Origin of the sequence: Pseudomonas zanjanensis, assembly GCF_014268745.2 — a bacterium.
In the GTDB taxonomy this organism is placed as follows: Bacteria; Pseudomonadota; Gammaproteobacteria; order Pseudomonadales; family Pseudomonadaceae; genus Aquipseudomonas; species Aquipseudomonas zanjanensis.
Genome location: NZ_JABWRB020000004.1, coordinates 114,372 through 139,252 on the forward strand (window position 1 = coordinate 114,372; position 24,881 = coordinate 139,252).

20 protein-coding genes and 1 tRNA gene are annotated in these 24,881 nt (G+C 60.6%); 18 read left to right on the forward strand and 3 right to left on the reverse strand.

Annotated features, from left to right (window positions below; all coding sequences use genetic code 11):
• Positions 1 to 152 precede the first annotated feature (152 nt).
• From rpsU to HU715_RS23290, 9 genes are all read left to right on the forward strand, one after another.
• The gene (gene rpsU / locus HU715_RS23250) at positions 153 to 368 is read left to right on the forward strand and encodes a 30S ribosomal protein S21 (RefSeq protein WP_002551877.1); all 216 of its coding nucleotides are present in this window, start codon (positions 153 to 155) and stop codon (positions 366 to 368) included.
• Between the two features lie 478 nt (positions 369 to 846).
• Positions 847 to 2,805 carry a DNA primase gene (gene dnaG, locus HU715_RS23255; protein WP_024616738.1) on the forward strand — a complete coding sequence of 653 codons (1,959 nt, stop codon included), beginning with the start codon at positions 847 to 849 and terminating at the stop codon, positions 2,803 to 2,805.
• Between the two features lie 67 nt (positions 2,806 to 2,872).
• On the forward strand, positions 2,873 to 4,720 hold the full coding sequence (gene rpoD / locus HU715_RS23260; protein WP_186706958.1) for an RNA polymerase sigma factor RpoD: 1,848 nt from the start codon (positions 2,873 to 2,875) through the stop codon (positions 4,718 to 4,720).
• Between the two features lie 127 nt (positions 4,721 to 4,847).
• On the forward strand, positions 4,848 to 8,591 hold the full coding sequence (locus tag HU715_RS23265; protein ID WP_186706957.1) for a bifunctional diguanylate cyclase/phosphodiesterase: 3,744 nt from the start codon (positions 4,848 to 4,850) through the stop codon (positions 8,589 to 8,591).
• A 15-nt stretch (positions 8,592 to 8,606) separates the two neighbouring features.
• A tRNA-Ile gene (locus HU715_RS23270) sits at positions 8,607 to 8,683 on the forward strand.
• Positions 8,684 to 8,933: 250 nt separating this feature from the next.
• On the forward strand, positions 8,934 to 9,401 hold the full coding sequence (locus tag HU715_RS23275) for a helix-turn-helix domain-containing protein (protein ID WP_186706956.1): 468 nt from the start codon (positions 8,934 to 8,936) through the stop codon (positions 9,399 to 9,401).
• Positions 9,398 to 9,973 (forward strand): PIN domain-containing protein, encoded by a 576-nt coding sequence (locus tag HU715_RS23280; protein ID WP_186706955.1) that lies wholly within the window; start codon positions 9,398 to 9,400, stop codon positions 9,971 to 9,973. The genes HU715_RS23275 and HU715_RS23280 overlap by 4 nt, the downstream gene beginning before the upstream one ends.
• A 230-nt stretch (positions 9,974 to 10,203) precedes the next feature.
• Positions 10,204 to 12,492 (forward strand): hypothetical protein, encoded by a 2,289-nt coding sequence (locus HU715_RS23285; protein WP_225917685.1) that lies wholly within the window; start codon positions 10,204 to 10,206, stop codon positions 12,490 to 12,492.
• 36 nt (positions 12,493 to 12,528) lie between these two features.
• Positions 12,529 to 12,990, forward strand: coding sequence for an Lrp/AsnC family transcriptional regulator (locus HU715_RS23290; protein ID WP_018607342.1), 462 nt, complete (start codon positions 12,529 to 12,531; stop codon positions 12,988 to 12,990).
• Positions 12,991 to 13,050: 60 nt separating this feature from the next.
• On the opposite strand, the gene HU715_RS23295 is transcribed toward HU715_RS23290, so the two are convergent.
• Together HU715_RS23295 and HU715_RS23300 are read right to left on the reverse strand one after the other, a co-directional pair.
• Positions 13,051 to 13,365: an XRE family transcriptional regulator gene (locus HU715_RS23295; RefSeq protein ID WP_186706953.1), complete on the reverse strand. Its 315-nt coding sequence runs from the start codon at positions 13,363 to 13,365 to the stop codon at positions 13,051 to 13,053.
• Entirely contained in the window at positions 13,358 to 13,723 is a 366-nt protein-coding gene (locus HU715_RS23300) for a type II toxin-antitoxin system RelE/ParE family toxin (RefSeq protein WP_186706952.1), read from the reverse strand. Before HU715_RS23300 ends, HU715_RS23295 begins: the two co-directional genes overlap by 8 nt.
• 276 nt (positions 13,724 to 13,999) lie before the next feature.
• On the opposite strand from HU715_RS23300, the gene HU715_RS23305 reads away from it, so the two are divergent.
• From HU715_RS23305 to HU715_RS23345, 9 genes are all read left to right on the forward strand, one after another.
• Entirely contained in the window at positions 14,000 to 15,682 is a 1,683-nt protein-coding gene (locus tag HU715_RS23305) for a flavin monoamine oxidase family protein (RefSeq protein ID WP_186706951.1), read from the forward strand.
• A gap of 12 nt (positions 15,683 to 15,694) precedes the next feature.
• Complete coding sequence (locus HU715_RS23310) at positions 15,695 to 16,489, forward strand: carbon-nitrogen hydrolase family protein (RefSeq protein ID WP_186706950.1); 795 nt, start codon at positions 15,695 to 15,697, stop codon at positions 16,487 to 16,489.
• A gap of 62 nt (positions 16,490 to 16,551) precedes the next feature.
• Positions 16,552 to 18,984 (forward strand): pyrroloquinoline quinone biosynthesis protein PqqF, encoded by a 2,433-nt coding sequence (gene pqqF, locus HU715_RS23315; protein WP_186706949.1) that lies wholly within the window; start codon positions 16,552 to 16,554, stop codon positions 18,982 to 18,984.
• Positions 18,985 to 19,154: 170 nt separating this feature from the next.
• Positions 19,155 to 19,229, forward strand: a complete 75-nt coding sequence (gene pqqA / locus HU715_RS23320) for a pyrroloquinoline quinone precursor peptide PqqA (protein WP_003177660.1) — start codon at positions 19,155 to 19,157, stop codon at positions 19,227 to 19,229.
• An 80-nt stretch (positions 19,230 to 19,309) separates the two neighbouring features.
• The gene (gene pqqB, locus HU715_RS23325) at positions 19,310 to 20,221 is read left to right on the forward strand and encodes a pyrroloquinoline quinone biosynthesis protein PqqB (RefSeq protein WP_186706948.1); all 912 of its coding nucleotides are present in this window, start codon (positions 19,310 to 19,312) and stop codon (positions 20,219 to 20,221) included.
• A 214-nt stretch (positions 20,222 to 20,435) separates the two neighbouring features.
• A complete protein-coding gene (gene pqqC / locus HU715_RS23330; RefSeq protein ID WP_186706947.1) occupies positions 20,436 to 21,188 on the forward strand; it encodes a pyrroloquinoline-quinone synthase PqqC in 753 nt (250 codons plus the stop codon).
• On the forward strand, positions 21,185 to 21,460 hold the full coding sequence (gene pqqD, locus HU715_RS23335; RefSeq protein WP_030139251.1) for a pyrroloquinoline quinone biosynthesis peptide chaperone PqqD: 276 nt from the start codon (positions 21,185 to 21,187) through the stop codon (positions 21,458 to 21,460). The genes pqqC and pqqD overlap by 4 nt, the downstream gene beginning before the upstream one ends.
• Positions 21,453 to 22,583, forward strand: coding sequence for a pyrroloquinoline quinone biosynthesis protein PqqE (gene pqqE / locus HU715_RS23340; protein WP_189656235.1), 1,131 nt, complete (start codon positions 21,453 to 21,455; stop codon positions 22,581 to 22,583). Before pqqD ends, pqqE begins: the two co-directional genes overlap by 8 nt.
• The gene (locus tag HU715_RS23345) at positions 22,549 to 24,378 is read left to right on the forward strand and encodes an alpha/beta hydrolase family protein (protein ID WP_186706945.1); all 1,830 of its coding nucleotides are present in this window, start codon (positions 22,549 to 22,551) and stop codon (positions 24,376 to 24,378) included. Before pqqE ends, HU715_RS23345 begins: the two co-directional genes overlap by 35 nt.
• 129 nt (positions 24,379 to 24,507) lie before the next feature.
• On the opposite strand, the gene HU715_RS23350 is transcribed toward HU715_RS23345, so the two are convergent.
• Positions 24,508 to 24,666: a YqaE/Pmp3 family membrane protein gene (locus HU715_RS23350; protein ID WP_003177654.1), complete on the reverse strand. Its 159-nt coding sequence runs from the start codon at positions 24,664 to 24,666 to the stop codon at positions 24,508 to 24,510.
• Between the last annotated feature and the right edge of the window lie 215 nt (positions 24,667 to 24,881).

A 24,881-nucleotide genomic window follows, 5' to 3' on the forward strand; every position in this document is an offset into this window, starting at 1 on the left:
GCCGCTTTGTGCCCCGACCAGCGGTTTTCGATCAGAGGCTTTGCATTCCGAGCGTTGAGGGGTTAACATCCGCAACCCTTAAAAACCGACGTCTTCAAGTGCTCTTTTGCCGCGAGGATGTTGACCCCGGTAATGAATGAAGGTAGCTCTGGATGCCAGCCGTCAAAGTAAAAGAGAACGAACCCTTCGACGTAGCTCTGCGTCGTTTCAAGCGCTCCTGCGAAAAAGCCGGTGTTCTGGCTGAAGTTCGTAGCCGCGAATTCTACGAGAAGCCGACTTCTGAGCGTAAGCGCAAGGCAGCAGCCGCTGTTAAGCGTCACGCCAAGAAAGTTCAGCGCGAACAGCGCCGCGCCGTACGTCTGTACTAATACACAGACGTCCGTAGCAAGCTTCTGCCAAGCCCGGCCTTCAAGCCGGGCTTATGGCATTTGCGGAATAACGCTTGATGCTTCACCGTCGAAGCCGCAGACGCGACCAAGACAACCGCTTCACTGCGTCAGACCTGGCTCTTTTGCCAGCGGTGCACGTCTTTCCTGACGAGCCTTCCAAGGCTACCGACGAGCACACCCTGATTCCTCTAACGACGATCAGCCCAAGGCACCTACCTGCGTGCCCGCTTCATGAGCTATCCGAGGCCCGACCGGCCGTTACCGGACTCAGCGCAACACATTCAAACAGTCGAATACTGATAGTTATTAACGTCAGTGGATTATCGGCAGATACACTTCCCGACAGCGATGATGCAGACGACCCGGTCGAGCCACCGATTCAGCGTGCCTCAAACCCAGACCCGGTTACGCCTGCCGATTTCGGGCCCCTATTTCGCGCAGTGATGATGAGAACGCCATGGCCGGGCTGATTCCCCAGAGCTTTATTGACGACCTCCTGAACCGCACCGACATCGTCGACGTGGTCAGCTCTCGCCTGCAAATGAAGAAAGCAGGCAAGAACTACACCGCCTGCTGCCCGTTTCACAAAGAGAAAACCCCCTCCTTCAGCGTCAGCCCCGACAAGCAGTTCTACTATTGCTTCGGTTGCGGCGCTGGCGGCAACGCCCTCGGCTTCATCATGGACCACGACAACCTGGACTTTCCCCAGGCCGTCGAAGAACTGGCCAAAGCCGCGGGCATGGAAATTCCCCGGGAGGAAAGCGGTCGACAACACAAGCCGCGCCAACCGACCGATTCGCCGCTCTACCCGCTACTGACGGCTGCAGCCGATTTCTATCGCCAGGCCCTCAAAAGCCATCCGGCGCGCAAGGCCGCGGTGGATTATCTCAAGGGCCGCGGCCTGACTGGCGAAATCGCCCGAGACTTCGGCCTCGGCTTCGCCCCGCCCGGCTGGGACAACCTGTACAAGCACTTAAGCAGCGACACACTGCAGCAGCGCGCCATGATCGACGCCGGCCTGCTGATCGAAAACGCCGAAACCGGCAAGCGCTACGACCGCTTCCGCGACCGGGTCATGTTTCCGATCCGCGACACACGCGGGCGGATCATCGCCTTTGGTGGCCGGGTACTGGGCGACGACAAGCCGAAATACCTGAACTCTCCGGAAACCCCGGTATTCCATAAGGGCCAGGAACTCTACGGCCTGTACGAAGCGCGCAAGAACAACCGCAACCTCGACGAAATCATCGTCGTCGAAGGCTACATGGACGTGATTGCCCTGGCCCAGCAAGGCCTGCGCAATGCCGTCGCGACCCTGGGCACAGCCACCAGCGAAGAGCACATGAAGCGCCTGTTTCGCGTGGTGCCCAACGTGCTGTTCTGCTTCGACGGCGACCAGGCCGGCCGCAACGCTGCCTGGCGCGCACTGGAAGCCACCTTGCCGTGCCTGCAGGATGGGCGCCGGGCACGCTTCCTGTTCCTGCCCGAGGGCGAGGATCCGGATACCCTGGTGCGCTCCGAAGGCACCGACGCGTTCCGTGCGCGGATCAACCAGCACGCACAACCGTTGGCCGACTATTTTTTCCAGCAGTTGACCGAAGAAGCCGATCCACGCTCCCTCGAAGGCAAGGCCCACATGGCCACCCTCGCGGCGCCACTGATCGACAAGGTGCCCGGCGCCAACCTGCGCACCCTCATGCGCCAGCGCCTGACCGAAATCACCGGGCTGAATAGCGAAGCAGTCAACCAACTGGTGCACAGCGCCCCCCAGGAGGCGCCGCCGGCGTATGACCCGGGCATCGATTACGACGCGATGCCCGACTTCGCCGACTATCATCAACCCCAGCAGGATTACGCGCCGCAACAGGAATGGACGCCAAAAAAACCCGGCAGTGGTGGCAAGAAATGGGACAAAAAACCCTGGGACAAGAACGGCAAGCGCGGCGATCGCGACCAACCACGTGCCCCGCGCGTGCCGGCCGCCGTCGAACCACCAACACTGGCCGCCCTGCGCACCTTGCTGCATCACCCGCAACTGGCGGAGAAAGTCGAGGACGCAGGGCACTTCGCCGCCGAGGACCACAGCAATACACAATTGCTGGTGGCACTCCTTGAAGCCGTGCAGAAGAACCCCAAGCTAAACTCGTTCCAGTTGATCGCACGATGGCACGGTACCGAGCAGGGACGCCTCCTGAAGGCACTGGCCGAGAAGGAATGGCTGATTGAGGGAGACAACCTTGAACAACAGTTTTTCGACACCATTACTAGCTTGTCCGCCCGCCAACGCGAGCGAAACCTGGAACAACTTCTGCGAAAAGCTCGCCAGAGCGAGTTGACCAGCGAAGAGAAAAACCAATTGCGCGACTTACTCAGCCGCAATGTTTGCGCATCAAACCCGACCTCAACTGGCGCGTGAGGTCACAGCTCAGGTATAATCCTCGGCTTGTTTTTTGCCCGCCAAGACCTTCAGTGGATAGGGTGTTATGTCCGGAAAAGCGCAACAGCAGTCTCGTATCAAAGAGTTGATCCTATTGGGTCGTGAGCAGGGCTACCTGACTTACGCGGAGGTCAACGACCACCTGCCGGAGGATATTTCAGATCCGGAACAGGTGGAAGACATCATCCGCATGATCAACGACATGGGGATCAACGTATTCGAGGTTGCTCCAGATAAGGATGCCCTTATGCTGGCCGACGCCGATACCGACGAGGCGGCCGCTGAAGAAGCGGCCGCAGCGTTGGCAGCGGTCGAGACCGACATTGGTCGCACCACGGACCCCGTGCGCATGTACATGCGTGAAATGGGTACGGTAGAGCTCCTCACACGTGAAGGCGAAATCGAAATCGCCAAGCGTATTGAAGAAGGCATCCGCGAAGTGATGGGCGCAATCGCGCACTTCCCTGGCACGGTTGACCATATTCTCTCCGAGTACACCCGCGTCACCACCGAAGGTGGCCGCCTGTCTGACGTCCTGAGCGGCTATATCGACCCGGACGACGGCATTGCGCCGCCTGCCGCCGAAGTGCCGCCGCCGATCGACGCGAAAGCCGTCAAGGCCGACGACGATACCGATGACGACGACGCCGAAGCCAGCGACGACGAGGAAGAAGCCGAAAGCGGTCCGGATCCGGTCATCGCCGCACAGCGTTTCGGCGCCGTGGCCGACCAGATGGAAATCACCCGCAAGGCGCTGAAGAAGCATGGCCGCAACAACAAGCAGGCGATCGCCGAGCTGTTGGCACTGGCCGAGCTGTTCATGCCGATCAAGCTGGTACCGAAGCAATTCGAAGGCCTGGTCGAGCGTGTTCGCAGCGCCCTGGATCGCCTTCGTCAGCAAGAGCGCGCGATCATGCAGCTCTGCGTGCGTGACGCCCGCATGCCACGTGCCGATTTCCTGCGCCAGTTCCCTGGCCACGAAGTCGACGAAAGCTGGACCGATGCATTGGCCAAGGGCAAGAGCAAATATGCTGAAGCCATTGCCCGCCTGCAGCCGGACATCGTTCGTTGCCAGCAAAAGCTGAGTGCGCTGGAGGCCGAGACCGGCCTGAGCATCGCCGAGATCAAGGACATCAACCGTCGCATGTCGATTGGCGAGGCCAAGGCCCGTCGCGCGAAGAAAGAGATGGTCGAAGCGAACTTGCGCCTGGTGATCTCCATCGCCAAGAAGTACACCAACCGCGGCCTGCAATTCCTCGACCTGATCCAGGAAGGCAACATCGGCCTGATGAAGGCGGTGGACAAGTTCGAATACCGTCGCGGCTACAAGTTCTCGACTTATGCCACCTGGTGGATCCGTCAGGCGATCACTCGCTCGATCGCCGACCAGGCCCGCACCATCCGTATTCCGGTGCACATGATCGAGACGATCAACAAGCTCAACCGCATTTCCCGGCAGATGTTGCAGGAAATGGGTCGCGAACCGACGCCGGAAGAGCTGGGCGAACGCATGGAAATGCCTGAGGACAAGATCCGCAAGGTATTGAAGATCGCCAAAGAGCCGATCTCCATGGAAACCCCGATCGGCGATGACGAAGACTCCCATCTGGGTGACTTCATCGAAGACTCCACCATGCAGTCTCCGATTGATGTCGCCACGGTCGAGAGTCTCAAGGAAGCGACTCGCGAAGTGCTCTCCGGCCTCACTGCCCGTGAAGCCAAGGTACTGCGCATGCGCTTCGGCATCGACATGAATACCGACCACACCCTTGAGGAAGTCGGTAAGCAGTTCGATGTGACCCGTGAGCGGATTCGCCAGATCGAAGCCAAGGCGTTGCGCAAACTGCGCCACCCGACGCGAAGCGAGCATCTGCGCTCCTTCCTCGACGAGTGACCTTCAAAACCCCCGGCCCTGCCGGGGGTTTTGTTATGCACAGATAAAATCCCCTTCGTTACGCTCCTCACCACCCTGTTGCCCGTCTACACTCGACTCATCCTCACCAAGCCATGACGAGACAGTGATGCCCAGACTGACGGCCGCGCTTTTGCTGTCATTGATGACCTGGACCGCAACAGCTGGCGCGTTGACGCTCACCGACGAGGAGCTCCGCTGGCTCAAGGACCACCCCGACCTGCGCCTGGGTGTCGACGCCTCCTGGCCGCCGTTTGAGTTCCGCGACGATCAAGGCCGTTACCAAGGCCTGGCCGCCGATTACATCGAGATCATCCGTGAACGATTGGCCGTCAAGGTCACCCCGATCGAGCCGGTCAGCTGGACGGCCGTGCTGGAGCAAGTCGCACAAGGCAAGATCGATCTTTTGCCAGGCATCATGTCCACCCCGGAGCGCCAGAATTACCTGGCATTTACCCGCCCCTACCTGGACTTCCCCATTGTCATCCTGGCTCATCACGGTGGCGCCCGGCCTCACAACCTCAAGGAACTGTACGGGCTGAAGATCGCCGTGGTGGAGAACTATGCCCCCCATGAATTGCTACGCAACCATCATCCCGACCTGAACCTGGTGGCACTGCCCAACGTCAGCTCAGCCCTGCAAGCACTGGCGACCGACGAAGTGGATGCGGTAGTGGGCGATCTGGCTTCCAGTGTCTGGAGCCTGCGCCAACTCAAGCTCGAAGGCCTTTATGTCAGCGGTGAAACGCCCTATCGCTACCAGCTAGCAATGGCCGTCCCTCAAGACAACAAGATATTGGTCAGTATCCTGGATAAGGTCATCGCGGACATGAGCCCGGCCGAGGTCGCCGAGATCCAGCAGAAATGGGTCGGCAATGTGCATGACTACCGCCAGCTCTGGTCGGACTTGCTGCTGTACGGCCTGCCGGCGCTGCTGCTCCTGGTCGGCATATTGGCGGTGGTGATTCGCATCAACCGCCGGCTCAGTTCGGAGATCGCCCGACGGGTCGAGCTTGAGCAGGAGCTGCGCAGCAGCGAATACCATTACCGTGGGCTGGTGGAGAGCCTGTCGGCCATTGCCTGGGAGGCAAGGGTCAGCGATTTCACCTACAGCTACGTATCGCCCCACGCCGAAGACCTGTTGGGCTATCCCCTCTCCCATTGGCTGGTCCCAGGTTTCTGGCGCAACATCATTCATCCGGCCGACCTGATCCGTGCCCAGAGCTACTGTGATCAAGAAGTGTTGGCGGGGCGCGACCACTGCATCGATTACCGGGTGATCACCGCCGATGGCCGCTGTCTGTGGGTACGCGATATTGTCAGCCTGATCGAACACGGGCACGAACCGCTGATGCGCGGGTTGATGATCGATATCAGTGAAGCCAAGCGTACCGAGGAAGCCCTGCGTCTTTCGGAGCAGAAATTTGCCTCGGTGTTCCGCCAGTGCCCGGATATCCTGGTGATTGCACGGCTGTTTGACGGTTGCCTGCTGGAGGTCAACAAGGCCTTCGAAGAGCAGATCGGCTTGAGTGCCGCAGACGTGATAGGGCGTAGCGCAACCGCACTGGATATCTGGGGCATCCAGGGTGTGGGGCCGGGCCTGTTGCAGCGTTTGCAGGCCGGCAGCATCCGCAACCTGGAAATGCCCTTTCGCCGCAGCAATGGCCAGGTGTTCACCGGGCTGATCTCCGCCGAGCCCTTCGACCTCGACACGACGCCAGCCCTGGTCGTGGTGGTGCGAGACATCAGCCAGCTCAAGGAAACCCAGCAACAACTGCAGACATCCGAAGAGAAGTTCGCCAAGGCATTCCACGCCTCGCCCGATGGATTGCTGCTGTCCCGGCAAAGCGATGGCTTGCTGATTGAAGTCAACGAAGGATTCAGCCGCATTACCGGCTTCAACAGCGCCCTGTCGGTCGACCGCTCTACCCTGGACCTGGGCATCTGGGTCAATCTCAACGAGCGCAAGCAGATGCTCGACCTGCTGAAACGGGACGGCTTCGTCAGGGATTTCAGCTGCCATATCCGTCGCAACGACGGGCAGATACGGCTCTGCGAAGTGTCCAGCCGCCCGCTGCCCATCGGCAACGAAGATTGCATGCTGACCATCGCCCGGGACATTACCGAACGCCACCTGATGCAGGAAAAACTGCAACAGGCCGCCACCGTGTTCGAAAGCACTGCCGAAGGCGTGCTGATCACCGATACCCAACAACACATCAGCGCCGTGAACCGGGCGTTCACCGAAATCACCGGCTACAGCGAAACCGAAGCCCTGGGCCACACACCCCGGCTGTTGGCTTCCGGCCTGCATGACAGCGCGTTTTACGCGGCGATGTGGCACCAGTTGACAGCGGAGGGGCACTGGCAGGGAGAAATCTCCAACCGACGCAAGAACGGCGAGCTGTACCCCAGTTGGCTGACCATCAGCGCGGTGCGCAATCGGGACCGACAGATCACCCATTTCGTCGCCGTCTTCGCCGATATCTCCAGCCTCAAACACGCCCAGGCCCGGCTCGATTACCAGGCTCACCACGACCCGCTGACGGGCCTGCCCAATCGCACACTGTTCGAAAGCCGCTTGTTGGCGGCCCTCAACAGCCAGCAGGAAAACGGCGGCCAGGGTGCCGTGCTGTTCCTGGACCTGGACCGCTTCAAGCACATCAATGACAGCCTCGGACACCCGGTCGGCGACCTGCTGCTCAAGGGCATCGCCGTGCGCTTGCGCGAGCAGTTGCGTGACATCGACACCGTGGCGCGCCTGGGCGGCGACGAGTTCATTATCCTGCTGCCGGGCCTGCAACAGCCCAGCGATGCCGAGCACATCGCCCAGAAACTGTTGAACTGCTTTACCGCACCGTTCCAGGCCGGCGAACACGAGTTCTTCATCAGCGCCAGCATCGGCACCAGCCTCTACCCGCAGGATGGCTGCGACGTCGCCACGCTGGTCAAGAATGCCGACGCGGCGATGTACCGCTCCAAGGCCAAGGGGCGCAACCGGGTGGAGAAATACACCCGCGACCTCACCGCCCAGGCCAGCGAGCGCGTGGCCTTGGAACACGAGCTGCGCCGGGCGATTGAACGCAACGAGCTGTCACTGTCCTTCCAACCGAAAATCAGCCTCGTCGACAATCGATTGGTAGGCGCCGAGGCACTGATTCGCTGGAATCACCCGACGTTTGGCGACGTCCCGCCCGAACACTTCATCCCGCTGGCGGAAGAAAACGGCATGATCCTGCAAATTGGCGATTGGGTTCTGGAACGTGCCTGCCGGCAGCTGTGCGAATGGAACAGCACCTACGAAAGCCTCGGCCCACTGTCGGTCAACCTTGCCGGTGCCCAACTGCGTCAACCCAACTTGCTGGGGCGTATCGAACAACTGCTGCGCGAACACCAACTCAAGCCCGACCTATTGCAACTGGAAATTACCGAAAACTTCATCATGAGCCAGGCCGAAGAGGCCCTGACGGTGCTGCACCAGCTGAAAAAGCTTGGCGTGCAACTGGCCATCGACGACTTCGGCACGGGCTATTCCTCCCTGAGTTATCTCAAGCGCCTGCCGCTGGACATCCTCAAGATCGACCAGTCCTTCGTCCGCGGCCTGCCCGATGATCCCCATGATGTGGCCATCGTGCGGGCAATCATCGCCCTGGGCCGCAGCATGCAATTCACCATCATCGCCGAGGGCGTCGAAACCCTGGCCCAGCAGCAATTCCTGACCGAAGAGGGTTGCGAACAGATCCAGGGCTACATCGTCAGCCTGCCCCTGTGCGCCGAGGAGTTCGCCGCAACGTTTCTATGTGTGTCCGTATCGGATTTTTCGGATAGCACAGCCGAGAAACCGTCGCTATAATCCGCGGCCTACTGAGGGCCTATAGCTCAGTTGGTTAGAGCAGAGGACTCATAATCCTTTGGTCCACGGTTCGAGTCCGTGTGGGCCCACCAAATTGAAAGCCGCGCATTGCGCGGCTTTCGTCGTTTCTGACATCCGAAAACCAACGCCCTAAAAACCTCAAAAACGGCGTTCCGTCCAAAAAACGTCCAATTTCATTCTTGGACGGCGATTTCCAAGCCCGTCGATTGTCGTGGGAAAGGTTTCGTTTATTGCGATTTTCGTTTATTTCGAATATATCTCTTAGGTGATCGCTGCACCGAACCATGATCACTACCAAATACCTGGTTCCTGGAGATAGTCATGACCACCACCGACCTCACTCGCACCGTTCTTCCCGATGAGAAAGAAATTGCTGCAGCTATGGAGTCAAGCCGGCAGTTAGCTGCTTTCCTTTCGACAAAATTCGAAACCCAGCGCATAGAACTGGTTGACGAGACACAGCAGCGCGAAGTGGTCGAATTGCCTACGTTTGCCCTTCGTTTGCTCGGGGAAATCCTCGGCGAACTCGCGCTGGGTAACGCAGTCAAGGTCGTTCCCATTCACGCCGAGCTAACCACCCAAGAAGGTGCGGACATACTCAATGTTTCGCGACCTCATCTGGTGAAACTCTTGGATGAAGGCGCGTTACCACACACAAAAACGGGCCGGCACCGCCGGATCAAACTGGCTGATCTCATGGCCTACAAGGAACAGCGTGACCACGCGAGCCGTGCGGCCATGGACGAACTGGCAGCACAAGCCCAGGAGCTAGGGATGGGTTACGAATGAGATGTTCGGCTTTCACGGCGTTCTATGACGCGAATGTTCTCTACCCTGCACCACTGCGTGACTTCTTGATGCATCTAGCGCTCACCGGCATATATCGTGCACGTTGGTCAGCTCAAGTCCATGACGAGTGGAAGCGAAATCTTCTGTCAAATAGACCGGAGCTTACCTGCGAGCAATTGAATCGGACGTCCTCACTGATGGATAGCGCCGTGCCAGGCTGCCTCGTGACTGACTATGAACCCCTCATAGAAGGGCTTCATTTGCCGGATGTCGATGATCGTCACGTGCTTGCTGCAGCCATCAAATGCAATGCATCTGTCATCGTTACTTTTAACCTGAAGGACTTTCCCAAGAGTGCTCTCGAAGCATTTGATATCGAGCCTTTGCACCCTGACGATTTTGTTGCCGACCTTTGGGATATTGACCAAGCGGCTGTTCTCGAAGCAGCACAGCGGCAGCGAGCATCCTTGAAAAATCCGCCCCACAGTGCGCGGCAATACCTCGATAAGCTACTCCAACAAAAACTCCCCGAAACTGTGAAATTGCTCTCCAGATTTGAATTCCTGATTTGACGATTGCTGCGAAGGACTTGAGGCTACCAAGATGAATTAACATCTCACCCCACGTCCGCCTCTGTTACTCAACCTCTATCGCCGAGACGCCCATCATCGCCAGCCCCAGCCTTCCCCGCCTGTTTCTTGAACTGTTCTGGCAACTCGGCATCCTCCTGGTACCAGCCTTTTTCGTCACAATACTGCCGCCCCCATTGGCCTTGCTGGCGGTAGTCTGCCTCGGATTGCTAATGGGCCTTGCCGCTCGCCTGGGCTTTTTGGCGATGGGCCGGGGCATTGCCCGGTTGACGGTCGGCGCGGTGTTTGGCCTGGGTTTCAGCCTGGGTCGGGCGCTGCCTGAGTGGTGGGGTATTTTGGTGGCGATTGTCGGCATCATCGTCGGGCTCGCCTGCGTCAGTAGCTGGGAGCGGCGCCTTGGGTTGGCACCCGTTTCCAGCAAAGGGCCGAGTGCCTGGGGTGGAAATGAGCCATTGCTGACCCCTGAAGGCGAGCCGATCCGGGTCTTCAACCACAGTGAGATCGCCATGGGCGGCCCGACCTATTGCGACTATCTGTTCCCCGATGGCGCCCTCCTTCTCGGCTTGGGTTCCTCGGCCCTGTTCTCCCGCGACGGGCGCTACTTCGCCGCGACAATACCGTCCAGGCAGAACTGGGGCCTGCTGATTCTCGACCGCCAGCAGCGTCAGGTGTATCGCTGCGCCGACAGCGAGCTCTGGGAGCTGGACGCTTTTGACCTCGGCGTTTTGAGCGGGCGCCATAGCCCACTGGTGAACGACAGCGTTCGCGAAGTTCGGTTGCCTGAGCTATTCCAGACGGCCAGTGTTACGCACCTGCTACCCTTCGCTGACCTGTGGCTGGAATCCGATTGGCATCCCGAACAGGTTCAACAGACCTTTGAACGGCGCTCCACCGATGGCCAGCACTGCCTGCGGGGCGACATCGCCTTGCCCGCGACCTTTCGCAACCTGGTCCAGCCGCTGGAACCGCTGATTTCCCCGCGCTATACCATCAGCATCAACGGGCAACCCTCCGGCCTGCGGATGGCGGCCGATGCGCCGTTGATCTGGAGCAGCGATCATCGCGCCCTGGTGTGCCTGGCTCAGGCGCAAGATTCCCAAGCAGATGGCGACCAGTATTGGTTGTGGCAGCTCGACAACGGTTGGCGGGCCTTGCCGTCGCCCTGGGTGAGGCGGGAAGCGGAACCATCCTTCTACTGGCATGAATTGCTGGGCCTCGACACCAACCACGTGTTTATCGGCTCGTACCTCGACTATGCGCGACCGGGCTCCGGCCGGTATGGCTATCGCCTGGACAGCATCCACGGCGATACCGAGACCCAGGCCGGTCACGACGCCCAAGGGCGCGTGCAGGTTGGCGAATTTATGCTGACCCGCATGACCATCGCGATGCCGTTGGACAGCCAAGGCCAGCGCGGCGATTCATTCATTGAAACGCAACCGATGCAGGACGGAGTACGCGCGCGGTTGACCTGGCTTGTCGATAATTCCGACGGGCTGGGAGGCTATCGCTGCCAGATCGGTGGCTGGCACTTGCCGGGAAGTTGGCTGCTGGATCACCGCGTCTCTGACTGCGGACGTTACCTGGCACTGCTGCCCTTCGAACAGTCAACGACCGTAACCACCCATGGGGTGGTTGCCGACGTGAAGGATCGACGCCTGCTGGTAGGGCCGCCGATGTGGGTGCAGCGCATCCTCGATTTTCGTGATGGCCGGCTGAGCCTGGCGGTGGTTGCCGGTCGTCTTGACCAGGATCTGGACAGCAGCGCGCTACAACGCTTCAACATTCCTGCGCCGCCGATTAGCGGTGATCCGGCATTCTTTCATCCCGACGAACGTTCCCGGCTGTTCTACAACACCGTGGAGCTGCAGGTGACGGGCTCGCAATTGCACAGCATCGCCCCCTGGCGCCTGGTGGATTGTCCGCAAGGGGCCAACGCCGACGGCGACTTCATCCTGCCCGCGCCTGACCACCGGGATGCCGCCTGGTTGTTTGGCAGCGAAACGGAATATGCCGACAGTTGGGTGCGTGCCCAGACGCCCCGGCTCGGAGGCCATCTGCTGACAGCCTCTGGCTGCGCGTTGGTCGACTTGGCGCCCTCGATGATCTGGTCGACGGATGCCCGTTACCTCGCCCTGACTTGCATGGCGACCGATGCGGCAGAGCTGTGTGGCAGCTACCGGGGCTGGCAACTGTTGCTTCTGGACGTCCAGCAGCACACGTTGCGGGTGCACCCACAATGGCTGGGCAACCGGCCGCTGTTTGAACGCTTCGACGAGCAACTGCATGTACGTTGCTTTGAGCGCGATTGGGCAGCCGAAGACGATGAGGACCCTGGTTCAGTGCAGGCGTTCTCCCTGGATGCTCTGTTGCAGTTGCCCGCTGAACAGTTGGTTTGCCAGGACGGTTTCTGGTTCAGGGTTTCACAGGTGTACCAGGCCCCCGCCTGGCGCGCACTGGCTTTGCCTGCCATTGGCTATTTCGCACGTGAGAGCCTGTAACATGCTCGCCATCGAATGCCTGCGCCGGAGCCCACTTTGACTGATACCCGCCCCCCCGTCCTCGACGAAATCGACCGGCAACTGATCGCGGCGCTGCAAATCAACGCCCGGGAAAGCGTCGCGATGCTGGCTCGGCAACTGGGCATCGCCCGCACGACCGTGACGTCGCGGCTGGCGCGCCTGGAAAAGACCAAGGTGATTACCGGCTATGGCGTGCGCCTGGGCCAACGGGTGATTGATGGCGGCTTGCAGGCTTACGTCGGCATCAAGGTCCAACCGCGCTCCGGCAAGGACGTGCTGCGACGTTTGAGCGCCATGGCCCAGGTCCAGCAGTTGTGTGCGGTCAGCGGTGAGTTCGATTACGTCGCCTGGCTGCGTACCGACTCTCCAGAACAGCTGGATCAACTGCTGGACCAGATTGGCAGCGTGGATGGCGTGGAGAAAACCACCACCTCGATCATCCTCAGCAGCAAGATCGATCGGGGCCAGCCCGTCTAGCCCTGCGCAACTTAACCCGTGGGAGCGAGCAAGCTCGCTCCCACAGGGGAAAATCGTCAGTTATGGTGCTTGATAGGCAAAGTTTTCGATTCTGACCTGCCCCTCCGGAAAGGTCGCGATAATCTCCAATTCGCCTCCCATGGCACGGATGTAATTTCGCAACGTGCTGATGTACATATCCGTACGGCGCTCCATTTTCGAGACCGCCGCCTGGTTGATATGCAGTGACTTGGCCAAGGCCTCCTGGCTCAACTCCTGCGCTTGGCGCAACTCGTGCAATGGCATCTCTGCACGCAACTTCTGATACAGAGCCTGTGCACGCGCCTGGGAGTCAGGCGCACGACGCGCCATCAAGTCGGAAAACTTCTTAGCCATTGTCACAGCCCTCTCTCTTCAATACTTCCAAATGCTCGTCATAGAGGCGTTCGGCCAAGGGCACATATTCCTGATACCAGCGGTCCCGGCCAGTTTTGTCTCCCCCGATCAGGAGGATGGCGCAGCGGCGCGGATCAAACGCATAGAGCACACGATAAGGCCTACCTGCGTGTTGCACTCGTAATTCACGAAGGTTGCCATGACGCGAACCTTTGATATCACTGGTGTGAGGAAAGCCCAGATAAGGCCCGGTGTCGCCGAGCAGCATTACCGAAGCCTGTACCGAGTCTTGCTCTGACGCACGGAGACAGTTCCACCACATCTCAAATTCATCCGTGTATTCAACGTCCCATTTCATACAAATATGCCACCTAGGTTATATAACCTCAAGGGAATAACCATAGAAGTAACGGCGGGTATCTGCTCCCGTTGATCGCGCAGGTAATTGTTAGGGAGAGTTTCTGTGGGAGACTGGTTTCGTCATTACGATTGAGCAATTGGTCAAAATGACTGGAACATATTCAAAACGACGACATATTGTGTCTTATTAACGTGTTCCACCCTCCCTAGAATGGCTGGCATCTTTCCTATACTCAGACGCGAAGCCGCGTCGAGTCGCCCATCAAGGTCAGCCATGAACAAGAACAATCGCCACCCAGCAGACGGTAAGAAGCCCATCACCATTTTCGGGCCGGACTTTCCTTTCGCCTTTGACGACTGGATCGAACATCCGGCCGGCCTGGGCAGCATCCCCGCGCACAACCAGGGTACGGAAGTGGCGATTGTCGGTGCAGGGATCGCCGGTCTGGTGGCGGCGTACGAGCTGATGAAGCTGGGACTCAAGCCCGTGGTCTACGAGGCGTCGAAGATGGGTGGGCGCCTGCGCTCACAGGCGTTCAACGGCGCTGAAGGGGTGATCGCCGAGCTGGGCGGCATGCGTTTTCCGGTGTCGTCCACCGCGTTCTACCACTACGTCGACAAACTGGGGCTGGAGACCAAACCGTTTCCCAACCCGCTGACCCCGGCGTCCGGCAGCACGGTTATCGACCTGGAAGGCCAGACGTATTACGCCCAGAAACTGGCGGACCTTCCCGCACTGTTCCAGGAAGTCGCCGACGCCTGGGCCGATGCGCTGGAGGATGGCTCGCGCTTCGGCGACATCCAGCAGGCGATCCGCGACCGCGACGTGCCACGCCTCAAGGAGCTGTGGAACACCTTGGTGCCCCTCTGGGACGACCGCACCTTCTACGACTTCGTCGCCACCTCCAAGGCGTTCGCCAAGCTCTCGTTCCAGCACCGCGAAGTGTTCGGCCAGGTCGGTTTCGGCACGGGCGGTTGGGATTCTGATTTCCCCAATTCGATGCTGGAAATCTTCCGCGTCGTGATGACCAACTGCGACGACCACCAGCATCTGGTGGTCGGTGGCGTCGAACAGGTACCTCACGGCATCTGGAACCACGTGCCGGAACGCTGTGCGCACTGGCCCGAAGGAACCAGCCTGAATTCGCTGCACCTGGGCGCCCCCCGCAGCGGCGTGAAGCGCATAGCCCGTGCGGCCGATGGCCGGTTCAGCGTGACGGACGTCTGGGAAAACACCCGCGAGTACGCCGCCGTGCTGGTCACCTGCCAGAGCTGGCTGCTGACCACCCAGATCGAATGTGAAGAAGCGTTGTTCTCGCAAAAGATGTGGATGGCCCTGGATCGCACCCGCTACATGCAATCGTCCAAGACATTCGTGATGGTCGACCGGCCGTTCTGGAAGGACAAGGACCCGGAGACCGGCCGCGACCTGATGAGCATGACCCTGACCGACCGCCTGACCCGTGGCACCTATCTGTTCGACAACGGCGACGACAAGCCCGGCGTGATTTGCCTGTCGTATTCCTGGATGAGCGATGCGCTGAAAATGCTCCCGCATCCGGTGGAAAAACGCGTGAAGCTGGCCCTCGATGCCTTGAAGAAGATCTACCCCAAGGTGGACATCGCCGCACGCATCATTGGCGATCCGATCACCGTGTCCTGGGAAGCGGATCCGCATTTCCTCGGCGCCTTCAAGGGCGCCCTGCCCGGCCACTATCGCTACAACCAGCGCATGTACGCGCATTTCATGCAGGACGACATGCCGGCCGAACAACGCGGGATCTTTATCGCCGGCGATGACGTCTCATGGACACCTGCCTGGGTCGAAGGCGCGGTACAAACCTCACTCAATGCCGTGTGGGGAATCATGAAGCACTTCGGCGGAGAAACTCACGCCGAGAACCCGGGTCCAGGTGATGTGTTCCACGAGATCGGTCCGATCGCCCTGCCCGAATAAAAGGAGTTTTTGATGCGTGTAGCCCTCTACCAATGCCCACCGCTGCCACTGGATCCAGCCGGCAACCTGCAACGCCTGCACCAGGTGGCGCTGGAGGCCAGGGGCGCCGATGTGCTGGTGCTGCCGGAGATGTTCATGACCGGCTACAACATCGGCGTCGACGCGGTGAATGTATTGGCCGAGGTCTACAACGGCGAGTGGGCGCAACAGATCGGCCGCATTGCCAAGGCGGCCGGCCTGGCGATCGTCTATGGCTACCCCGAACGCAGCGAAGACGGGCAGATCTACAACGCCGCGCAGTTGATCGACGCTCAGGGCGAGCGCCTGGCCAACTACCGCAAGAGCCACCTGTTCGGTGACCTCGATCACGCCATGTTCAGCGCCGGCGACTCAGCGCTGCCTATCGTCGAGCTCAACGGCTGGAAGCTCGGCCTGCTGATCTGCTACGACCTGGAGTTCCCAGAGAACGCCCGCCGCCTGGCCCTGGCCGGCGCCGAGCTGATCCTGGTGCCGACCGCCAATATGCAACCCTACGAGTTCATCGCGGACATCACCGTCCGTGCCCGCGCCATCGAAAACCAGTGTTTCGTGGCCTACGCCAACTACTGCGGCCACGAAGGTGAACTGCTGTATTGCGGCCAAAGCAGCATCGCCGCACCGAATGGCAGCCGACCGGCGCTTGCGGGGTTGGACGAGGCCTTGATCGTCGGAGAACTGGATCGACAACTGATGGACGATTCCCGAGCGGCCTACAACTACCTGCATGATCGCCGCCCCGAGCTTTACGACGACCTGCACAAACACTGATTGAGGATTGAGAACGCGGCCTAATCCGCTAGCATGAGCGCATCTTTGTTCTGGAAGCGCTCATGCCGGCCCCCGACTCCCTCCGCCCCCACACTGAAACCCTGGCCAACGGCTTGCGGGTGACATTGCGTCACGTCCCAGGCCTCAAGCGCAGCGCTGCAGTATTGCGAGTCGCGGCTGGCAGCCATGACGCGCCCCTGGCCTGGCCGGGATTGGCGCACTTGCTCGAGCATCTGTTCTTCCTCGGCACCGAGCGTTTTCCCACCGGGGAGAACCTGATGGCCTACGTGCAGCGCCATGGCGGCCAAGTCAATGCGCGCACCAGCGAACGCACCACGGATTTTTTCTTCGAATTGCCACCCGCCACCTTCGCCGACGGATTGGAACGGCTGGGGGACATGCTCGCTCACCCACGCCTGGATGAGGCCGATCAGTTGCGTGAACGGGAAGTGCTACACGCCGAGTTCATCGCCTGGTCCCGGGATGCTGCAGCCCAGCGACAGCTTGCCTTGCAGGACGGCCTGTCGGCGACCCATCCGCTGCGGGGTTTTCATGCGGGTAATCGCGATAGCCTCGCGGTGGAGCACGCCGAATTCCAAAGCGCATTGCATGACTTCTATCGCAGCTTCTACCAGAGCGGCCAGATGAGCCTGAGCCTGGCCGGCCCGCAAAGCATCGACGTTTTGAAAGCGCTGGCTGAACAGTTCGACAGCCAGATACCTGCCGGCGAAGCGCTTGCCAGGCCGGCACCGCCACAGCTGATGGCATCGTCCCAGACGAGTTATCAACAGGCCCGCGAGAGTTGCCTTGATCTGCTGTTCGCCTTCGAAGATTTGCCCAGCGCCTCGCCCCAGGCCTTGGACTTTCTCTGTACGTGGCTGAACTCCAGCAAACCGGGCGGCCTGCTCGCCCTGTTGCGTCAACGCCACTTGGCGGACAGCCTCAAGGCTACCGCACTGTATGAATTTACCGGACAGGCATTGCTGCATATCGAATTCACGCACGCCAACGCCCAGACAGCGGCGCAGATCCAGCCGTTGCTGCACGACTGGTTGGGTTTCTTTGCCGCCCAGGACGACTGGGCGCCGTTGCGCCAGGAGTTCACCGCACTGCTGCAGCGCCGGCAGGAAACAGTGTCGGCCTTGCAGTTGGCCCGCTGGGATTGTGAAGGTCGTGACGGGCCGCTGTTGGCACACGACCTCGTGAGGCTCAGGGAAATCCTCAAGCAACTGCACCCTGTCGATAACGTCACGGGACAATGGCAACTGCCCGCGTCCAACCCGTTCCTACAAACGCCAAGCGAAGCGCCTCGCGCCGGATTGATACGCGGACAGACCAGCGCCCACCGCGGCTTGCGCACCTTCGCCCAGGACCGCTCCCGAGGCCGGCGGGAACGCTCGCCCATGCAGTTCAGCCAGGCGCTGCCCGACAACAGTCGTGAAGGCGCGGTGTACCTGCGCTGGCAACTGACGACTCAGCCACCGCTGGATCTTCAATCCCGGCTCGACCGGCATCTGGAGGAGGTGCGTGAGGATGCTCGCCAGGCCGGCGTGGACGTCAGTTTCGAACCTTCAGGGAATCAATGGCTGCTGAAACTGGTCGGCTTGCAGACCCCGGTGCCGTTGGTGCTCGAACACGTCTTGGCGAAACTCGTACAACCGCTGCCCATGGCTCAGGCCGCCTACGAACCCCCACCGATACCCATTCGACACCTGCTCAAAGCGCTGCCGAATCATTGCCGGCAATCGCCAGCGTTGCCCATGCCCGACAGCGACCAAAGCGTGTGGACAACGGCCCGCTGGGATGGACTGTCCATCGGTCTGTCGACCGCCACTCAAGGCGCGCTGGGCCCTGTGCTGGCCCGGGTGCCAGGCATCGCCAGCGAGGACATCAGCTTGGCGATGGCGCCGCGCGGGCAACGCATCTGGCATACGCTCCAGACCCACGGTGAAGAAGCGGCCGTGTTGCTGTTTTGCCCGACCGCCACCCTGGCGCTGGCCGACGAGGCCGCCTGGCGGTTGCTGGCACAGTTGTGCCAGACGCCGTTCTATCAGCGCCTGCGGGTGGAACTGCAGTTGGGTTATGCCGTGTTCAGCGGCTTGAAGCAGGTCGATGGGCAAACCGGGTTGCTGTTCGGCGTCCAATCGCCCAGCGTCTCGGCGGCGCAACTGATCGCCCACATCGAGACATTCCTGGCCGGGTTACCGGCGCTGATCCAGCAGCTCGATGATGCGTCCCTGACCGATCAGCAACAGGCGCTCGCCGCTCAACTCCAAATTGATGCCCTGCCCCGCGCCCAGGCCGCCGAACTGCTCTGGCAGGGCAAGTTGGCTGGCCGCCCGTCGGATTATCTTGAGCGACTGGCCGATGCCATCCTGCAACTGGATCGCCCACAACTACGAGCCGCCGCCCAGGGTTTGGTCGATGCTGACGGGGGATGGTATTGCCTGAGCAATGGCGCCTGCCTGACAGAGCGTTGGCAAGCGGCGCAATGATCATTGCAGCCGCTGTAATGAGCTTTCTTCGAGAATCGCGGCGAACGAATTTGTCAGATTTAGTAACATAGCCGCCTAAGCATCTGAACATCTCCGAACGGAGGTGGACTATATGTATAGGTTTCCACCGTTCCATCGAACCTGATTCCCCCAACCAAAGGAGTATTCCCATGTCTTGGTCCAAACCCGCATATATCGACCTGCGTATCGGTTTCGAAGTCACCATGTACTTCGCCAGCCGCTGATTGCTGCAGGCGCTCAAGCACGCAGCACTACGCCTCGGCCAGCCGAGGCGTTTTTATTTCGGTTTGCAGATGGAGCAGCCATGTTCGTCCAGATTCTAGGTTCCGCCGCCGGTGGCGGTTTCCCCCAGTGGAACTGCAACTGCGCCAATTGCGCAGGTTTTCGCAACGGTAGCCTGCGGGCCCAGGCGCGTACCCAGTCATCCATCGCCCTGTCCGATGACGGGGTGAACTGGGTGCTGTGCAACGCCTCCCCGGACATTCGCGCCCAGCTCCAGGCGTTTGCCCCGATGCAGCCGGGCCGGGCCCTGCGCGACACCGGCATTGGCGCGATCATCCTGATGGACAGCCAGATCGACCACACCACCGGTCTGCTCAGCCTGCGTGAAGGTTGCCCGCATCAAGTCTGGTGCACCGACATGGTCCATGAAGACTTGAGCACGGGCTTTCCGCTGTTCAACATGCTGACCCACTGGAACGGCGGGTTGAGTTGGAACCGTATCGAACTCGACCAGAGCTTCATCATCGCCGCCTGCCCGAACCTGCGCTTTACCCCGCTGCCCCTGCGCAGTGCAGCGCCGCCCTATTCGCCCCATCGCTTCGACCCGCACCCGGGCGACAACATCGGACTGATCGTCGAAGACCTGCGCACCGGCGGCAAGCTGTTCTATGCACCGGGGCTGGGCAAGGTCGACGAGTCGTTGCTGGAGATCATGGCCGGCAGCGACTGCCTGCTGGTGGACGGCACGATGTGGGACGACGATGAAATGCAACGCCGTGGCGTCGGCACCCGCACCGGTCGGGAAATGGGCCACCTGGCTCAAAACGGCCCCGGCGGCATGCTGGAAGTGCTGGAGCAACTGCCCGAGCAGCGCAAGGTCCTTATCCATATCAACAACACCAACCCGATCCTGGACGAAGACTCGCCCGAGCGGGCTGAGCTTGTACGTCGAAAGATTGAAGTGGCTTACGACGGAATGAGTATTGAGTTGTAGGAAGGGCGGGACGATGGTGGACGTGGGGTTGCAGTTGTGTCAGCCAACATTATTGCTGGCTGACAGGACGCATTCGCGAGCAAGCCCGCTCCCACAGAGACCGAGTAAGACTTGATATTTCATGCACCGCAAAACCAATGTGGGAGCGGGCTTGCTCGCGAAGAGGCCAGACCAGGCACCCCAACCGCCAGCGGTTATTCCCCGGAGAACCGAAATGACTGACACCCCCCTGTCCCCCGCCGAGTTCGAAGCCGCCCTGCGTGCCAAAGGCGCGTATTACCACATCCATCACCCCTATCACGTGGCGATGTATGAAGGCCGTGCCACTCGCGAGCAGATCCAGGGCTGGGTCGCGAACCGCTTCTACTACCAAGTGAATATCCCGCTCAAGGACGCCGCGATTCTGGCCAACTGCCCGGACCGGGAGATCCGCCGCGAGTGGATCCAGCGCCTGCTCGACCATGACGGCGCGCCCGGCGAAGACGGCGGCATCGAAGCCTGGCTGCGGTTGGGCCAGGCGGTGGGCCTGGACCCCGATCAACTGCGCTCCCAGGAATTGGTGCTGCCGGGCGTGCGCTTCGCGGTGGACGCCTACGTCAACTTCGCCCGCCGGGCCAGTTGGCAGGAAGCCGCCAGCAGCTCGTTGACCGAACTGTTCGCCCCGCAGATCCACCAGTCGCGCCTGGACAGCTGGCCGCAGCACTACCCGTGGATCGACCCGACCGGCTACGAATATTTCCGCACTCGCCTGGGCCAGGCCCGGCGTGATGTGGAACATGGCCTGGCGATCACTTTGCAGCACTACACCACCCGCGCAGGGCAGGAACGCATGCTGGAGATTCTTCAGTTCAAACTGGACATCCTCTGGAGCATGCTCGACGCCATGAGCATGGCCTACGAACTGAATCGCCCGCCCTATCACACCGTGACCGACCAACGGGTTTGGCATAAAGGAATTACCCTATGAGTTTCGATCGCAGCCAAACCCCGAACTGGCGCCCCGGCTATCGCTTCCAGTACGAACCGGCCCAGAAAGGCCACGTGCTGCTCTATCCTGAAGGCATGATCAAGCTGAACGACAGCGCTGCGCTGATCGGTGGCCTGATCGATGGCGAACGCGATGTGGCGGCAATCATCGCTGAGCTGGATAAACAATTTCCCGGTGTGCCAGAGCTCGGTGACGACATCGAGCAATTCATGGAGGTCGCCCGTGCACAGCACTGGATCACCCTTGCCTGAGAAGCCCGCCGTCGGCCTGCCGCTGTGGCTGCTGGCCGAGCTGACCTATCGCTGCCCGCTGCAATGCCCATACTGCTCCAACCCGCTGGACTTCGCCGAGCAAGGCAAGGAACTGAGCACCGAGCAGTGGTTCAAGGTGTTTCGCGAAGCCCGGGAGATGGGCGCCGCGCAGTTGGGTTTTTCCGGTGGGGAGCCGCTGGTGCGCCAGGACTTGGCGGAGCTGATTGGCGAGGCGCGCAGGCTGGGTTTCTACACCAACCTGATTACCTCCGGCATCGGCTTGACCGAACAGAAGATCAGCGACTTCAAGAAAGCCGGCCTGGACCACATCCAGATCAGTTTCCAGGCCAGCGACGAGCAGGTGAACAACCTCCTGGCCGGCTCGAAGAAAGCCTTCGCGCAAAAACTGGAAATGGCCCGCGCGGTGAAAGCCCACGGTTATCCGATGGTGCTGAACTTCGTGACCCATCGGCACAACATCGACAAGATCGACCGCATCATCGAGCTGTGCATCGCCCTCGAAGCTGACTTCGTCGAGCTCGCCACCTGCCAGTTCTATGGCTGGGCGCAGCTCAACCGCGTCGGCCTGCTGCCCACTCGGGAGCAATTGGTGCGGGCCGAGCGCATCACCAATGAATACCGCGCCAAGCTGGAAGCCGAAGGCAACCCGTGCAAGCTTATTTTTGTCACACCGGACTACTATGAGGAACGCCCCAAGGGTTGCATGAACGGCTGGGGCAGCATTTTCCTGACCGTCACACCGGACGGTACGGCACTGCCCTGTCACGGCGCCCGACAGCTACCGGTGCAATTTCCCAACGTGCGCGACCACAGCATGCAGCACATCTGGTACGACTCGTTCGGCTTCAACCGCTTCCGCGGTTACGACTGGATGCCTGAACCGTGCCGCTCCTGCGATGAAAAAGAAAAGGACTTCGGCGGCTGCCGCTGCCAGGCGTTCATGCTCACGGGCGATGCCAGCAACGCCGACCCGGTGTGCAGCAAGTCCGAACATCACGGGGTGATCCTTAAAGCGCGTGAAGACGCCGAGCACGCCACACAAACCATTGAACAGTTGGCCTTTCGCAATGAACGAAACTCGCGCCTCATCGCTAAAGGCTGAGCCTTTCAGCGCCGCCCAGGCCGTTGCCGCCGGCACCGACTTCGCCGAACTGCAAGTCGGGCCCTTGGGCTTGTTCTGGAATGAATACCGCCCCGCGGACGGCGCCTGCCGGATCTGGCATTGGCAAGACGCCGAGGCCCGCTGCCTGACGCCGGACGGATTCAGCGCCCGCAGTCGGGTCTATGAATACGGCGGCGGGTCGTTCTGCCTGAGCCATGATGGCGTGCTGTTCGTCAACGAGGACGACCAACAGCTGTACCATCAATCGCTGAGTGACGAACAGCCCGTGGCGCTGACCTTCGGTGAGTGCCGCTATGGGGACCTTGGCTTCGCCGACGGCCAGGTGTTGGCGGTGGAAGAACAGGCCAACCAGCATCGCCTGGTGTCGATCGGGTTGGCGGATCATCAACGGCATCTGTTGGCCGAAGGCGCCGATTTCTACGCTTCGCCTACCCTGAGCCCGGACGGCCAGCGGCTCGCCTGGATTGAATGGAGCCGTCCGCATCAGCCCTGGACAGCGACGCGGTTGATGTTGGCCGAGCGCACTGCTTCGGGCTGGAGTGAGCCGCGCTGTGTGGCCGGCAACGGTGAGGAAGAATCCATCCAGCAACCGCGCTTCGACGCGGCCAGTCGCCTTTATTGCCTGACTGATCGCGGCGGTTACTGGCAGCCCTGGATGGAATCGGCCCAGGGCTTAGAACCCCTGCCCGCCGCCGCAGCCGATCATGCCCCAGCGCCGTGGCAACTGGGTGGCTGTACCTGGCTGCCGCTGGACGAACACACCTACCTGGCGAGTTGGACCGAAGCAGGTTTCGGACGCCTGGGCTTGTGCCGCCGTGACGATGCCAACGAGGACTTCACCGACACCTACAGCCGCTTTCGCAGCCTGGCGCTGGATGAGCGGTTCATCTACGCCATTGCCGCCTCGCCGACTCATCCATCGGCAGTCATTGCCATCGAGCGGCAGCGTCATGAAGGAGTGGTGCTGGCCGGCGGCGTCACGCCATTGCCCATCGAACAGATCAGTCGTCCGCGAACCCTGCGCTATCCATCCGGGTCAGGTGAAGCCCACGGGTTCTTTTACCCGGCCATGAATGCACAAGCGAAGCCGCCCTTGGTGGTGTTCATTCACGGCGGTCCTACCTCGGCCTGTTATCCCCTGTTCGATCCACGTATTCAGTATTGGACCCAGCGCGGCTTTGCCGTTGCCGATCTCAATTACCGCGGCAGCAGCGGTTATGGCCGGGCCTATCGGCAGGCGCTGCATTTGAATTGGGGCGTGGTGGATGTGGAGGACGCCTGCGCGGTGGTCGCCTATCTGGATGAACAAGGCTTGATTGACAGCCGTCACGCGTTCATTCGCGGTGGCAGTGCCGGTGGCTACACGACCCTCTGCGCCTTGGCGTTCCAGGATGTATTCCGCGCCGGTGCCAGCCTCTATGGCGTGAGCGATCCTGTCGCCCTCGGCCGGGCCACGCACAAGTTCGAAGGTGATTACCTGGACTGGCTGATCGGCGACCCGCAAAAGGACATCGAACGCTATCGCGCCCGCACTCCGCTGTTGCACGCCGGGAACATCCGCGTGCCGGTGATCTTTTTCCAAGGTGAGTTGGATGCCGTGGTGGTACCGCAGCAAACCCGCGACATGGTCAGCGCCTTACAGGCCAACGGCGTGGCGGTCGAGGCGCACTACTACCCGGAGGAACGCCACGGTTTTCGCAAGGCGAAGAACCAGGCCCATGCCCTGGAGCATGAGTGGTTGTTCTATCGCAAGGTGATGGATAGCGATCTGTAGGCAGTGGGAACACCACTTGTGGCGAGGGAGCTTGCTCCCGCTCGATTGCGCAGCAATCGCAAAAGCTTGGGGCCGCTGCGCGACCCAGCGGGAGCAAGCTCCCTCGCCACAGATCCAACAACAGAAACTTCAGCGCTTGGCGATGATATACACCGCGTGCACGATGCCTGGGATGTAACCCAACAGCGTCAGCAGGATATTCAGCCAGAACGCCCCGCCAAAACCGACTTGCAGGAACACTCCCAGTGGCGGCAGCAGGATGGCGATAATAATGCGAATGAAATCCATGGATGACTCCCTGATCAACGATGGCCAAATTGCCATATAGCTCATTGACCCCAGACCGCTCGTCAGGGTTCAGTGGGACGCATGCTGAAGCAGCCCCAAGGGTTAGACGCCTGCAAGAATAAAAAACGCAGGCAAAAAGAAAACCCCGCCGAAGCGGGGCTTTGCAGACTGTTTCCCTGACATCCATTTCACTCCGCCGTCCTGGCAGAATCCTA